The following is a 14,335-nucleotide window of genomic DNA, read 5'->3' as shown; positions in this document are numbered from 1 at the left end:
TCTGTCGTGTGCGCGGGACTTTCACGCGCGCCTGCATCAAGTGACGAATAGCAACGCGCATGCCCCGTGGCCCGTCCGGCATTGCGCCAGAGGGGCCGGTGTGCCCCGCTTATTAGCGCGAGATCGGCTTGTAGCGCAGACGCTTCGGCCGCGCGCCTTCCTCGCCGAGACGAGCGCGCTTGTCCGCTTCGTATTCCTGGTAGTTGCCGTCGAAGAACGTGACTTGCGAGTCGCCCTCGAACGCGAGGATATGCGTCGCGATACGATCGAGAAACCAGCGATCGTGCGAGATCACCAGCACCGAACCCGCGAATTCGAGCAGCGCGTCTTCGAGCGCGCGCAGCGTTTCGACGTCGAGGTCGTTCGACGGTTCGTCTAGCAGCAGCACGTTGCCGCCCGCGATCAGCGTCTTCGCCAGATGCAGACGACCGCGCTCGCCGCCGGACAGATTGCCGACGATCTTCTGCTGGTCGCCGCCCTTGAAGTTGAAGCGGCCGATATACGCGCGCGACGGTGTTTCGTACTTCCCGACCGTCAGCACGTCGGCGCCGCCTGAGATTTCCTCGAACACCGTCTTGTTGGCTGCGAGCGCTTCGCGGCTCTGGTCCACGTAAGCGAGCTTGACGGTCGGGCCCTGCACGATTTCGCCCGAATCCGGTTGTTCGCGGCCGGTCAGCATACGGAACAGCGTCGACTTGCCGGCGCCGTTCGGACCGATGATGCCGACAATCGCGCCGGCCGGAATCTTGAAGCTGACGTTATCGAGCAGCAGACGATCGCCGTACGACTTGCTGACGTTCTTGAACTCGATCACTTCATTGCCGAGGCGGTCGCCGACCGGAATGAAGATTTCCTGCGTTTCGTTGCGCTTCTGGTAGTCCTGGCTGTTCAGTTCCTCGAAGCGAGCGATACGCGCCTTCGACTTCGCCTGGCGGCCCTTCGGGTTCTGGCGCACCCACTCGAGTTCCTTCTTGATCGCCTTCTGGCGCGCCGACTCCGACGCTTCTTCCTGCTTCAGGCGCTCTTCCTTCTGATCGAGCCAGCTGCTGTAGTTGCCCTTCCACGGAATGCCGTGGCCGCGGTCGAGTTCGAGAATCCACTCGGCGGCGTTGTCGAGGAAGTAGCGATCGTGCGTGACGGCGACCACGGTGCCCGGGAAGCGCGTCAGGAACTGCTCGAGCCATTCGACCGATTCTGCGTCGAGGTGGTTGGTCGGCTCGTCGAGCAGCAGCATGTCGGGCTTTTGCAGCAGCAGCTTGCACAGCGCCACGCGGCGCTTTTCGCCGCCCGACAGATGCTCGATCTTCGCGTCCCATGCCGGCAGGCGCAGTGCGTCGGCGGCGATTTCGATCTGCTGCTCGGCGCTGCCGTCGGTGGTCGCGAGGATCGCTTCGTACTTCGCCTGCTCGGCGGCGAGCGCGTCGAAGTCGGCGTCCGGCTCCGCGTAGGCCGCGTAGATTTCGTCGAGCTTCTTCTGGGCATTGAACACGTCGCCGAGACCTTCTTCGACCGCTTCACGCACGGTCTTCTGCGGATCGAGTTGCGGCTCCTGCGGCAGATAGCCGATGTTCAGGTTCGGCATCGGCGTGGCTTCGCCTTCGATCTCCGTGTCCACACCCGCCATGATGCGGATCAGCGTCGACTTGCCCGAGCCGTTCAGACCGAGCAGGCCGATCTTCGCGCCGGGGAAGAACGATAGCGAAATGTCTTTGAGGATCTGGCGCTTGGGCGGCACGATTTTGCCGACCCGGTTCATGGTGAAAACGTATTGGGCCATTTGCTTGCAGTAGACGTTGACGATGCCGGCCGCGTGCGGGCGGGCAGTCGGGGTTGAATGGGTAATCGGTGTGAGGGCCGGGCGGAACATCCGGCGCCGGCCGGCGCGGCGTCGGATTCGACGACGCTGCCGCGCGCGGCATGTGGTTCAGGTGGCATTGTACTTCGCGGCGGGGGGCAGGCGGCAGGGGCCGGACCGCTGGCGGGCCGCTTCACGCACCGGGTGGTGCGCTGTTTGCGCGCGTTGTGCCGCCGATCTTCGGAGCCATTGCGCGACGCCGCCGTGCGGTGAGCAGGCGGCGGCGTCCAGCCGCAGTGTCAGTTCGCGCGCTGTCCCGTCACCGGATCGAAGAAGTGCAGATGTCGTGCGGGCAGCGCGAGCTGCAGCGCCTCGCCTGCCGCCGGACGATGAGCGTGCGGCAGTCGCGCGGTCACGTCGTGCTTGCCCCAGCGGCCGTGGGCGAGATTGTCCGCGCCGAGAATCTCGCAGGAGTCGACGGTGAGTGTGGCATCGGCCGTGCCAGGGCTCAGATGCTCGGGGCGAATGCCGAGCGTCCATTCGCGGCCCGTCGCGACCTCGCGGCCGATCGACGGCACACCCGCGAGCGGCAGCTTCGGGCCGTTGCCGGCGACGTCGAAGGTCGAACCGTCGTCCGAAACGCGGCCTTCGAGCAGGTTCATCCCCGGCGAGCCGATGAAGCTCGCGACGAACACCGTGGCCGGCCGCTCGTAGACTTCGGTCGGCGCGCCGATCTGCTCGGCGTGGCCCTTGTTCATCACGATCACGCGTTGCGCCAGCGTCATCGCTTCGATCTGATCGTGCGTGACGTACAGGCTCGTGGTCTTCAGGCGCGCATGCAGGCGCTGGATTTCGAGGCGCATCTGCACGCGCAGACGGGCGTCGAGATTCGACAGCGGTTCGTCGAACAGAAACACCGCCGGCTCGCGCACGATCGCGCGTCCCATCGCGACGCGTTGCCGCTGCCCGCCCGACAGTTCGCGCGGCTTGCGTTGCAGCAGCGCGCCGAGTTCGAGAATCTGCGCGGCGGCTTCGACGCGTTTCGCGATCTGCGCGCGATCGACGCCCGCGATCTTCAGCGCGTAACCCATGTTCTCGGCCACGCTCATATGCGGATATAGCGCGTAGTTCTGGAACACCATCGCGATGTTGCGGTCCTTCGGCTCCAGATCGTTGACGACCTTGCCAGCGATCGAAATGCTGCCGTCGGAGATGCGCTCGAGCCCGGCGACCATCCGCAGCAGCGTCGATTTGCCGCAACCGGACGGGCCGACCATCACGACGAATTCGCCGTCGGCGACGTCGACGTCGATGCCGTGCAACACGAACTGTTTGCCGTCGTAGGTTTTCTTAACGCTTTGCAGAGTCAGTGCAGCCATGCCGTTCTAGCCTTAATTTTTGAGTGCTTGTCGCGGTCCGCGATACCGCGTCATTTTTCCGAATCCACGAGGCCGCGCACGAACCAACGCTGCATCGTCAGTACGACGACGAGCGGCGGCAGCATCGCGAGCAGCGTGGCCGTCATCACCAGATGCCATTCGGTCGCGGTATCGCCGGAGGCGATCATGCCTCTGATGCCGATCACCGCGGTGATCAGCGACTGCTGGCTGGTGATCAGGATCGGCCACAGATACTGGTTCCAGCCGTAGATGAAGGTGATCACGAAGAGGGCGGCCATCGTGGTCCGCGACAGCGGCAGCACGACGTCCCAGAAGAAGCGCAGCGCGCCTGCGCCGTCGATGCGCGCGGCTTCCATCAGCTCGTCGGGCAGCGTCTTGAAGAACTGGCGGAACAGGAACGTCGCGGTCGCCGACGCGATCAGCGGCAGCGTCAAACCGGTGTACGTATTGCTCAGATGCATCGACGACACCACCTGCACGGTCGGAAAAATGCGCACTTCGACCGGCAGCATCAGCGTGATGAAAATCAGCCAGAACGCGGCGGTGCGAAACGGAAAGCGGAAGTAGACGATCGCATATGCGGAGATCATCGACACGGCGATCTTGCCGATCGCGATTACGAGCGCCATCACGAGGCTGTTGAGCAGCATGCGGTTGAACGGCGCCGCCGCGTTGCCGGTGCCTTGTGTCCAGATGGTGACGATGTTCTCGAACAGGTGCGTGCTGGGCACGAGCGACAGCGGCACCGTGAACACCTCGTGTTCGCTCATCGTCGCGGCGCAGAACGCGACGTACACCGGAAACACCACCAGCGCGACGCCGATGATCAGCACCACGTGACAGAACAGGTCGAAACCGCGTCGGTTCTCGATCATGAGTATTGAACCCTGCGTTCGATGAAGCGGAATTGCACGACGGTCAGCGCGACGACGATGATCATCAGCACGACCGACTGCGCGCCCGAGCTGCCGATATCGAGCCCCTGGAAGCCTTCGGCGAAGATCTTGTAGATCAATGTGCGGGTCGCCTGGCCTGGTCCGCCGCCGGTCGCCGCGTCGATCACGGGGAAGGTATCGAAGAACGCGTAGGTGATGTTGATCACCAGCAGAAAGAACGTGGTCGGCGACAGCAGCGGCAGCGCGATGCCGAAGAAGCGGCGCACCGGACCGGCGCCGTCGATCGCGGCCGCTTCGATCAGCGAGCGCGGAATCGCCTGCAGTCCCGCGTAGAAGAACAGGAAGTTGTAGCTGATCTGCTGCCAGACCGATGCAAGCACGACCAGGAACATCGCCTGTCCGGGGTTCAGCGCGTGATTCCACACGACGCCGTATTTCGCGAGCGCATACGTGACGAGACCGATGCTCGGGTTGAACAGGAACGACCACAGCACCGCGGCGATCGCGGGCGCGACCGCGTACGGCCAGATAAGCAGCGTTTGATAGGCCTTCGCGCCGCGCGTCACACGATCCGCGCAGACCGCGAGCAACAGGGAGATCACGAGGCCCGACACGGTGACGAGCGTGCAGAACACGATCGTCGTGTTGAACGACGCGAGATATAAAGGATCGGCGAACAGCTGCTTGAAGTTCGCGAGTCCGACGAACTCGCTCGACGTGCCGAACGCGTCCTGAGTTTGCGTCGATTGCCAGAGCGCGACGCCGGCCGGCCACAGGAAGAACACCAGCGTGATGATCAGCTGCGGCGCGACGAGCAGGTAGGGCAGCGCGCTGGTGCCGAAGTAAGAGCGCTTATCCATCGGGATGTCCAGAGTGTGGTGCAACAACGGGTTCCGGCGCGGTGGCGCCGGAACCCTGCCAGCAGGCGATGCTTAGCTACCGGCCTTTTCGAAGCGGCGCAGCAGTTCGTCGCCGCGCGAGACGGACGAATCGAGCGCCTGTTGGGGCGTCTTCTTCTCCGCCCACACCTGCTCGAGTTCTTCGTCGATCACGGTGCGGATCTGCGGCATGTTGCCCAGACGCAGGCCCTTCGTGAACGGCAGAGGCGGCTTGTTCAGCATCTGGCGGATCGCGGTGTCGCTGCCCGGGTTCTTGTCGTAGAAGCCCTGCTGGCGCGTCAGATCGTACGCGGCGGTGGTGATCGGCAGATAGCCGGTGTCCTGGTGCCACTTCGCGGCGACCGGCGCCGTGGCCAGATACGCGAGGAACTTCGCGACACCCTTGTAGACGGCCGGGTCCTTGCCCGACAGCACCCACAGGCTCGCCCCGCCGATGATCGCGTTCTGCGGCGCGCCCTTCACGCTGTCGTCGTACGGCATCATGCCGGTGCCGAAGTTGAATTTCGCGTATTTCTTGATCGTCGCGAGCGAGCCCGACGAGTTCGTGATGATGCCGCAGTCGCCGCTATAGAACTTCGACACCGGTTCGTCCTTGCGGCCGACATAGGTGAACGTGCCGTCCTTCGCCATGCTTTGCAGGAACTGGATGTGCGCGACCTGCAGCGGCTTGTTGAATTCGAGCTGCGCGTCCATGCCGTCGAAGCCGTTGTTACGCGACGCGAACGGCGCCGCGTGCCACGCGCTGTAGTTCTCGAGCTGAATCCAGCTCTGCCAGCCCGACGAGTAGCCGCACGACATGCCCGACGCCTTCAGCTTCTGCGCATCGGCGTGCAACTCGGCCCAGGTCTTTGGCGGCTGGTTCGGATCGAGGCCGGCCTTCTTGAACGCATCCTTGTTGTAGTACAGCACCGGCGTCGAGCTGTTGAACGGCATCGAAATCAGCTCACCGGTCTTCGAGTCGCTGTAATAGCTGGCGATGGTCGGCACGAAGGCCTTCTGATCGAGCGGCACGCCCGCGTCCTTGAAGACTTGCGTGACCGGGACGATGGCTTTCTTCGCCTGCATCATCGTTGCGGTGCCGACCTCGTAGACCTGCAGGATCGCCGGCGCGTTGCCGCTGCGATAGGCGGCGATGCCGGCGGCGAGGGTCTGGTCGTAGGTGCCCTTGAACACGGGCACGATCTTGTAGTCGCTCTGCGATTTGTTGAAGTCGTTCGCAATGTCGTTCAGACGTTCGCCCAGCGCGGCTTCCATCGCATGCCAGAACTGGATTTCGGTCGCGGCGTGAGCTGCCTGGCTGACGCCGATGCTCAATACCGCGGCGACGGAAAGTGAGCGGAACAGCGGCTTGTAATTCATCGATTTATCTCCTGTTCGTAAGGGCGCGGACGCGAATCGCGCGATTCTAGTTGTGTTCGATGACATTCCGGCGTCGGATGCCGTGCGGCGCGGTCCAAGGGTGACGGCGCGCCGGAAGCCGAAATTTAGCATTGGCTGTCACGGAAAGGAAATAAATGGGCGGTGGTTCGGGAAGATCGCGGGCCATGCAGAGCATGGCGAGGTGCCGGATAGTGTGTTGCGCGACCATTACCATGTTTGAGATTTGACGCGTTGCGCAAGTCGTAGCGCGCAAACAAAAAAGCCCGCAACCGCTGAGGGTTCGCGGGCCTTACTCGCGCAGCGCAGTGTGCGCCGCTTCGCGCTTACACGTTGAACAGGAAGTTCATCACGTCGCCATCGTGCACGACGTACTCCTTGCCTTCCGCGCGCATCTTGCCGGCTTCCTTCGCGCCTTGTTCACCCTTGTAGGTGATGTAGTCGGCGAAGCTGATCGTCTGCGCGCGGATGAAGCCGCGCTCGAAGTCGGTGTGGATCGCGCCGGCCGCCTTCGGCGCCGTATCGCCGATGTGGATCGTCCACGCGCGCACTTCCTTCACGCCAGCCGTGAAGTAGGTGTGCAGGCCGAGCAGCTTGTAGCCTGCGCGGATCACGCGGTTCAGGCCCGGCTCTTCCATGCCCATGTCGGCGAGGAAGACTTCCATGTCGGCTTCGTCGAGGTCGGCGATGTCCGCTTCGACCGCCGCGCACACGGCCACGACCGGCGAGCCTTCCGCGGCCGCGAACTTCGTGACCGCGTCGAGGTGCGGATTGTTCTCGAAGCCGTTTTCCTTCACGTTTGCGACGTACATTGTCGGCTTCGCGGTGATCAGGCAGAAAGGCTTGAGCGTGGCCTTTTCTTCATCGCTCAGATCGAGCGCACGGACTGGCTTCGCTTCGTTGAGTTGCGCGCGGACCTTCTCCAGCACCGCCACGTTCTTCACGGCTTCCTTGTCGTTGCCAGACTTGGCCGCCTTGGAATAGCGCGCGAGCGCCTTTTCGACGGTGCCGAGGTCGGCAAGCGCGAGTTCGGTGTTGATCACCTCGATGTCCGACAGCGGATCGACCTTGTTCGCGACGTGAATCACGTTGTCGTCTTCGAAGCAGCGCACGACGTGCGTGATCGCATCGGTTTCGCGGATGTTCGCGAGGAACTGGTTGCCGAGGCCTTCGCCCTTGCTCGCGCCGGCCACCAGACCCGCGATATCGACGAACTCGACTACCGCCGGCAGGATGCGCTCCGGCTTGACGATTTCGGCAAGCGCCTTCAGACGGGTGTCCGGCACTTCTACGATGCCGACGTTCGGCTCGATCGTGCAGAACGGATAGTTCTCGGCGGAGATGCCCGCCTTCGTGAGTGCGTTAAACAGGGTGGACTTGCCGACGTTAGGCAGGCCGACGATGCCGCATTGGAGGCTCATGGAAATCCTTCAGTGAATCAGTAAGTTGCGTGACGGGCTCGACGCTGCGCGCGGATTCGGAAAGCCTTCGCGTAGGGTGGGGCGCGGCAGGCTCAGCGGAGCGGACAAGTCACCGAATCGGGGCGTTGGCTCGACGATTGGGTGCGAGTTTTCACGGAAAACGCAATTGTAACCCGTTCGCCCGCGCGTACCGGGCGGCGCATTTGCGCATAGCCACTGTAGAATCGTCAGTTCAAAGCCGGTTGAGCTCCATTTCCGGGGGACCAGCGTGCGAATGATGAGACGGGTCGGAATTGGCGTCGCCGCAGCGATCGTAGTTGGCCTGGTCGCGGTATGGGTCGCGCCGGATTTCGACGAAGCCCAGGCCCCCACGGACCGTCAGACGATCGACTGTTTGTCGACCCACCTGTCGCACGAAGATCGCGCTGACATCGCGCGGTTCGCTGACAAGAACGACTACGACTCGCTGTGGAGCGTGTTCGACCGCGTGTTCCCCGACTGCGCGGTGCGCAGCGATCAGCGCGATCGCAAGGCCGAACTCGAGGCGGCCGCATGGCGCAACCTCTCGTCCGATCGCGATTTCATGCGCATGCGCGAGGCGAACGCGGCGCTCGCGGCGAGCGCCTCGACCCGTTAGCACGACCCATCAGGGGCCCGCGCACCGAGCCCGAATGCCGCGCCCGTCGATCCGTCCCCCGCACCCCCCGCGGCTATAATGCGCGCATGAACGCACACCACCAGACCTTTGATGCCGCCGTGATCGGCGGCGGGCTCGTCGGCAAGACCGCGGCGCTCGCGCTCACGCAAGCCGGACTGCGCGTCGCACTGCTCGCGCAGCCTTGCGCGGCGCTGCCCGCCGGTGCTGCCTTCGACTCGCGCGTCTATGCGTTGTCGTCGAGTTCGCAGGCCTTGCTCGAACGGCTGCGGATCTGGCAGGCGCTCGATCACTCACGGCTCGGTCCCGTCTACGACATGCGCGTCTACGGCGACGCGCATGCCGAACTGCATTTCTCCGCGTTTCAGGCATCGGTGCCGCAGCTTGCGTGGATCGTCGAGTCGTCGGTGATCGAGCGCGCGCTCGATGCCGCGCTGCGCTTCCAGCCGAACCTCACGTGGATCGACACGCGCGCGCAGGCGCTCGATTTCTCCGTCGACAGCGCGAGCGTCGGCCTTGCGAATGGCAACGTACTCGAAGCGGACCTGGTAGTCGGCGCGGACGGCGCGCACTCGTGGGTGCGCGCGCAGATCGGCTCTAAGACGGTGCGCCGCGACTACCGGCAGATCGGCGTGGTCGCCAATTTCAAGGCTGCGAAGCCGCACGGCGAAACCGCGTACCAGTGGTTTCGCGACGGCGAGATCATCGCCTTGCTGCCGATGCCCGACGGCCACGTGTCGCTGGTCTGGTCGGCCCGCACCGAACACGCCGAGCAGTTGCTCGCGCTCGATCCCGAGCGGCTCGCCGCCGAAGTCGAGCAGGTGAGCGGTGAACAGTTCGGCGCGCTCGAGTGCGTGACGCCCGCGCAGGGCTTCCCGCTCGCGCTGCAAACCGTCGACCGGCTGGTCGCGCCGCGTGTCGCGCTGGTCGGCGATGCCGCGCATCTGATCCACCCGCTGGCGGGGCAGGGCATGAACCTCGGCTTGCGCGACGTCGCCGCGCTCGCGAGCACGATCGGCGGCAAGGAGTCGTTTCGCGATCTCGGCGACATGGTGCTGCTGCGTCGCTACGAACGCGCGCGCCGCGAAGACATCCGCGCGCTGATGATCGCCACCGACGGCCTGCAGAAACTGTTTTCGGTGCCCGGTCCGCTCGCGCGCGCCGTGCGCAATACCGGCATGGCGTTCGTCGGCGCGCAGCCATTCATCAAGCGCTGGCTCGTGTCGGCCGCGCTGGGGTAAACCGCAACGAGGCGTCGTGCGGATAGCCGCTGGCCGGTCACGGGCGCCCGGGACAGGTATCATGACCGGATCGACGCGCTGCGATCCGCCCCCTATCCGGTCCTTATCCGCCCCCGATCGAACCTGATCGAGCCTGATCGGACCTGCTCGGACCGATAGGCGGCCAAAGCGCGCGGCCGGAACGTAACGAACGCGCAGATGCGCGAATGACCCCCAGGACTCCAGCATGAAAAAGACTTTCCGCATCGCCGCCGCCGCGCTCGCGATCGCTGCCGTCACGCTCGGCTGCTCGGCGCAGGCCGACCAGACCACCGACAAGCTCAAAGCCACCCTGCAAAACCGTCTGTCCGACGTGACGATCAAGGGCGTGTCGAAGACGCCGATCGCTGGCCTGTACGAAGTGAACCTCGGCACCCAGATCATTTACAGCGATGCGAGCGGCGACTACCTGATGCTCGGCGACATGGTGGACTCGAAGTCGCGCAAGAATCTGACCGAGGCGCGCCTGTCGGAAACCAACCGCATCGACTTCGCTAGCCTGCCGTTCGGCAACGCGGTGAAAGTCGTGCGTGGCAACGGCGCGCGCAAGATCGCGGTGTTCTCCGATCCGAACTGCCCGTACTGCAAGCAGCTCGAAAAAACACTGCAATCGATCGACAACGTGACGGTCTACACCTTCCTGTACCCGGTGCTGTCGCCGGATTCGACGGCCAAGTCGAAGTCGATCTGGTGCTCGGCCGATCGCGCGAAGGCGTGGGAATCGTGGATGCAGGACCGTCAGGCGCCGACCGCCGCCGCCAGCTGCGACACCGCCGCGATCGACAAGAACCTCGCGCTCGGCCGTTCGATGAACGTCGAGGGCACACCGACGGTGTTCCTCGCCGACGGCCGCCGCCTGCCGGGTGCCGTGCCGGCCGACCGGCTCGACAAGGAACTGTCGGCGGTGCACTGAACGGCGCGCTGCACGCAGCGCCATGCACGCCTCGGGCGCGCAACAGATGCAACGTTCAAACGAAAGGAGGCGCATGTAGCGCCTCCTTTCGCATCGAGCCCCGAACTTCTTCGCCTCACTCTCCTGACACTCCCAAACGCCGCCGATGAAGCCGACCCGCTACACCATCGTTCCGAGTAACCCCGCCGCCCATCTGTTCGAAGTCACCGTGACCGTCGCCGATCCCGATCCGGCCGGCCAGCGTTTCATGCTGCCGGTGTGGATTCCGGGCAGCTACATGGTGCGCGAGTTCGCGCGCAACATCGTGACGCTGCGTGCGGTCAACGACGCGGGCCGCAAGGTGCGCGTCGAGAAGATCGACAAGCACACGTGGCAGGCGGCGCCGGTCAAGGGTGCTTTGACGCTGCACTACGAGGTGTACGCATGGGACATGTCGGTGCGCGCCGCGCATCTGGACGACACCATCGGCTTTTTCAACGGCACGAGCGTGTTCCTGTCGCCGCTCGGCCATGAAGACGCGCAGTGCGTGGTCGATATTCAGAAGCCGCAGGGCGCCGCGTATCGCGACTGGCGCGTCGCGACCGCGCTGCCGGAAGCGCGCGGCACCAGGCGCTACGGCTTCGGCGAGTACCGCGCGCAGAACTACGACGAGCTGGTCGACCATCCGGTGACGCTGGGCGAGTTCGCGCTCGCGACGTTCAAGGCGCACGGCGTGCCGCACGATGTCGTGATTGCCGGCCGCGTGATCGGGCTCGACATGGAGCGGTTGTGCCGCGACCTGAAGCGCATCTGCGAGGCGCAGATCGCGCTGTTCGAACCGAAGTCGAAGAAGGCGCCGGTCGAGCGCTACGTGTTCATGACGCAGGCTGTCACCGACGGTTACGGCGGGCTCGAGCATCGCGCGTCGACCGCGCTGATCTGCAATCGCACCGATCTGCCGGTGCAGGGCCGCGATGCGATGAGCGAGGGCTACCGGACCTATCTCGGTCTGTGCAGCCACGAGTATTTCCACACATGGAACGTGAAGCGGATCAAGCCGGCCGTATTTGCGCCGTACGACCTCGGCGTCGAAAACTACACGTCGCTACTGTGGCTGTTCGAGGGCTTCACGTCGTATTACGACGACCTGATCCTCGTACGCAGCGGCGTGATCTCGCAGGACGACTATTTCGGCCTGCTCGGCAAGGTGATTGGCGGTGTGCAGCGCGGCAGCGGACGCCTGAAGCAGAGCGTCGCCGAAAGCTCGTTCGACGCATGGGTCAAGTACTACCGTCAGGACGAGAACGCGCCGAACGCGATCGTCAGCTATTACACGAAGGGCTCGCTGATCGCGCTCGCGTTCGACCTGACGATCCGCGCGCAGACCGGCAACCAGAAATCGCTCGACGACGTGATGCGTCTGCTGTGGACGCGCTTTGGCCGTGATTTTTATCGCGGCAAGCCAGTGGGCGTCGACGAAAGCGAGATCGAGACGATTTTTGCGGAAGCAACCGGCGCGCAACTCGCCGAACTGTTCGCCGAGGGCGTGCGCGGCACGCGCGATCTCCCGCTCGACGCGTTGCTCGCGCCGTTCGGGGTGACGCTCGCGCCGGACGTCGACAAGAACGGCAAGCCGTCGCTCGGCGTGCGGCTGCGCGGCGGCGCTGACTGCGCGCTCGCGACGGTGCACGAAGGCAGCGCCGCGCAGAAGGCGGGCCTTTCCGCTGGCGACGTGCTGATCGCGCTCGACGGCCTGCGCGTGACCGGCGGCAATATCGATGCTCTGCTGGCGCGCTACCAGCCGGGCGCGAAGGTCGAGGTGCACGCGTTCCGCCGCGACGAGCTGCGGGTCACGCAGGTGAAGCTCGACGGTCCCGAAGTGGCGCGCTACAAGCTCGCGGTCAGCGATCACCGACCTGCCGCGCGCAAAGCCCTCGAGCGCTGGCTGACGAAGTGATCGGCGTGCTGGTGGGCCGCACCCGACGGCGGTCCACCGACCGTCGCCTGTCCCGTCATCAATCGGCGGAGGAGGGCGGGGGATTGTTCCACCCATGCAACAATCCGTCGCCGCCGGACGGCTTTTTCGCCGGCCGGTAAAAAAACACAATGACTCCACTCGCGCAACACTGCGCGCCCCCTACTGGAGTCAACCATGACCACGATCCTGCAAATCAACTCGGCAGCCCGTTCGCAAGGCGCGAACTCGACGCTCCTCGTCAACGAACTGACCGAAAAGCTGCAACAGTCGAATCCGGGCGCGCAAGTCGTCGTCCGTAACCTGCAAGCCGAACCGCTGCCGCACCTCGACGACGCCGTGCTCGGCGCTTTCTTCACGCCGGCCGAGCAGCGCACGCCGGAACAGGCCGAGATCGCCGCGCGCAGCGAAGCGCTGATCGCCGAACTGCAAGCCGCGGACGTCATCGTGATCGGCGCGCCGATGTACAACTTCGGCATCTCGTCGCAACTGAAGACGTACTTCGACTTCATCGCGCGTGCGGGCATCACGTTCCGCTACACCGCGAACGGTCCGGAAGGCCTCGTGACGGGCAAGAAGGTCTACGTCGTGTCGGCGCGTGGCGGCAAGTATCTGGGCACGCCGAACGATAGCCAGACGCCGTATCTGAAGAGCTTCCTCGGCTTCCTCGGCATGACCGACGTGAACTTCATCTACGCCGAAGGCCTGAACATGGGCCCGGACGCCGCGACCGCCGCGCTGGGCTCGGCACGCGAAGCGATCGCCGCGGTTTAAGCGGGTTCGTCGTGCCACATTGCGCCGCTTCGATGCGGCGCAAGCGGTGAAATAAAAAACGCCACGGATGGGTTCACCCTCCGTGGCGTTTTCGCTTGGTATCGCCATCTTCCGACGGCGACGCCGTCACGCAAGCATTTGCGCGTCGTCCGGCAGACGCCAGTCGATCGGCTCGCGGCCGTGCTGCTGCAGATATTCGTTCGCCTTCGCGAAATGGCCGCAACCCAGAAAGCCGCGATGCGCGGACAACGGCGACGGATGCGGCGCCTCCAGCACATAGTGCGACTTGCCGCCGAGCAGCGCGCGCTTTGCCTGCGCATGCGCGCCCCACAGCATGAATACGAGGTTCTGATGCCGCGTAGCCAGTTCGTGGATCAGCGTGTCCGTGCATTTCTCCCAGCCGCGTTTCGCGTGGCTCGCGGCGCTGTCGCGCTCGACGGTCAGCACCGTATTCAGCAGCAGCACGCCCTGTCTGGCCCAGCTGTCGAGGCACCCGTGCCGCGGCGTTGCGTGACCGAGACTCGCGCCGATTTCCTTGAAGATATTGCGCAACGACGGCGGCGGCCGCACGTGCGGCGCGACCGAAAACGCGAGACCGTGCGCCTGCGGCGTGCCGCGGTCTTCGCCGTGGTACGGGTCCTGGCCGAGGATCACGACTTTCACTTCGTCGGGGCTCGTCAGGCGCAGCGCGCGAAACACGTCGGCCGGATAGATGGTTTTGCCGGCGGCACGCTCGCCGTCGACGAAGCGGCACAGCGGCGCGTAGGTGTCGCTGTCGATGAAGGGTTTCAAATGCGCGCGCCAGGCCGCCGGCAGCGCGGCGAATTGGGCTTCGAGCGTGGGCGGGGCGGCGGTGGCGGTGTCGGTGTCGGCCGAGGCTGCGGCGGGAGCTGGCGCGGCGTCGTCGAACAACGATGCCTGCGGCGAACTGGAGCGGGTACGGGTAGCGGAGGTCATGGCGGGGAAGTGTC

General features: G+C 64.7%; 12 protein-coding genes. 5 read left to right on the top strand and 7 right to left on the bottom strand.

Annotated features, from left to right (window positions below; all coding sequences use genetic code 11):
* Positions 1-112: 112 nt before the first annotated feature.
* From ettA to ychF, 6 genes are all read right to left on the bottom strand, one after another.
* Entirely contained in the window at positions 113-1,777 is a 1,665-nt protein-coding gene (ettA, locus tag AB3X89_RS16940; protein WP_152853645.1) for an energy-dependent translational throttle protein EttA, read from the bottom strand.
* Positions 1,778-2,094: 317 nt separating this feature from the next.
* Entirely contained in the window at positions 2,095-3,174 is a 1,080-nt protein-coding gene (locus tag AB3X89_RS16935) for a sn-glycerol-3-phosphate import ATP-binding protein UgpC (RefSeq protein ID WP_368584323.1), read from the bottom strand.
* Between the two features lie 50 nt (positions 3,175-3,224).
* Positions 3,225-4,070: a sn-glycerol-3-phosphate ABC transporter permease UgpE gene (gene ugpE / locus AB3X89_RS16930; protein WP_368584322.1), complete on the bottom strand. Its 846-nt coding sequence runs from the start codon at positions 4,068-4,070 to the stop codon at positions 3,225-3,227.
* On the bottom strand, positions 4,067-4,951 hold the full coding sequence (gene ugpA / locus AB3X89_RS16925) for a sn-glycerol-3-phosphate ABC transporter permease UgpA (protein ID WP_018433769.1): 885 nt from the start codon (positions 4,949-4,951) through the stop codon (positions 4,067-4,069). The genes ugpE and ugpA overlap by 4 nt, the downstream gene beginning before the upstream one ends.
* Before the next feature lie 72 nt (positions 4,952-5,023).
* On the bottom strand, positions 5,024-6,349 hold the full coding sequence (gene ugpB, locus AB3X89_RS16920) for a sn-glycerol-3-phosphate ABC transporter substrate-binding protein UgpB (protein ID WP_368584321.1): 1,326 nt from the start codon (positions 6,347-6,349) through the stop codon (positions 5,024-5,026).
* Positions 6,350-6,693: 344 nt separating this feature from the next.
* On the bottom strand, positions 6,694-7,788 hold the full coding sequence (gene ychF, locus AB3X89_RS16915) for a redox-regulated ATPase YchF (protein ID WP_368584320.1): 1,095 nt from the start codon (positions 7,786-7,788) through the stop codon (positions 6,694-6,696).
* Positions 7,789-8,062: 274 nt separating this feature from the next.
* Between ychF and AB3X89_RS16910 the strand changes: the two genes are divergently transcribed.
* The 5 genes from AB3X89_RS16910 to AB3X89_RS16890 all read left to right on the top strand — a co-directional run bounded on the left by AB3X89_RS16910 (position 8,063) and on the right by AB3X89_RS16890 (position 13,364).
* Positions 8,063-8,425: a hypothetical protein gene (locus tag AB3X89_RS16910; protein WP_368584319.1), complete on the top strand. Its 363-nt coding sequence runs from the start codon at positions 8,063-8,065 to the stop codon at positions 8,423-8,425.
* A gap of 86 nt (positions 8,426-8,511) precedes the next feature.
* Entirely contained in the window at positions 8,512-9,684 is a 1,173-nt protein-coding gene (locus AB3X89_RS16905) for a UbiH/UbiF family hydroxylase (protein WP_368584318.1), read from the top strand.
* Between the two features lie 226 nt (positions 9,685-9,910).
* Positions 9,911-10,636: a DsbC family protein gene (locus tag AB3X89_RS16900; protein ID WP_368584317.1), complete on the top strand. Its 726-nt coding sequence runs from the start codon at positions 9,911-9,913 to the stop codon at positions 10,634-10,636.
* Between the two features lie 145 nt (positions 10,637-10,781).
* Positions 10,782-12,572 carry a M61 family metallopeptidase gene (locus AB3X89_RS16895; RefSeq protein ID WP_368584316.1) on the top strand — a complete coding sequence of 597 codons (1,791 nt, stop codon included), beginning with the start codon at positions 10,782-10,784 and terminating at the stop codon, positions 12,570-12,572.
* 195 nt (positions 12,573-12,767) lie between these two features.
* Positions 12,768-13,364 (top strand): FMN-dependent NADH-azoreductase, encoded by a 597-nt coding sequence (locus tag AB3X89_RS16890; protein WP_368584315.1) that lies wholly within the window; start codon positions 12,768-12,770, stop codon positions 13,362-13,364.
* Between the two features lie 126 nt (positions 13,365-13,490).
* On the opposite strand, the gene AB3X89_RS16885 is transcribed toward AB3X89_RS16890, so the two are convergent.
* Complete coding sequence (locus tag AB3X89_RS16885; protein WP_368584314.1) at positions 13,491-14,321, bottom strand: uracil-DNA glycosylase; 831 nt, start codon at positions 14,319-14,321, stop codon at positions 13,491-13,493.
* Between the last annotated feature and the right edge of the window lie 14 nt (positions 14,322-14,335).

Source organism: Paraburkholderia sp. BR14320 (assembly GCF_040948665.1).
In the GTDB taxonomy this organism is placed as follows: Bacteria; Pseudomonadota; Gammaproteobacteria; order Burkholderiales; family Burkholderiaceae; genus Paraburkholderia; species Paraburkholderia youngii.
Note: the sequence above shows the minus strand (reverse complement) of the source record. Positions and strands in the feature narration are given on the sequence as shown.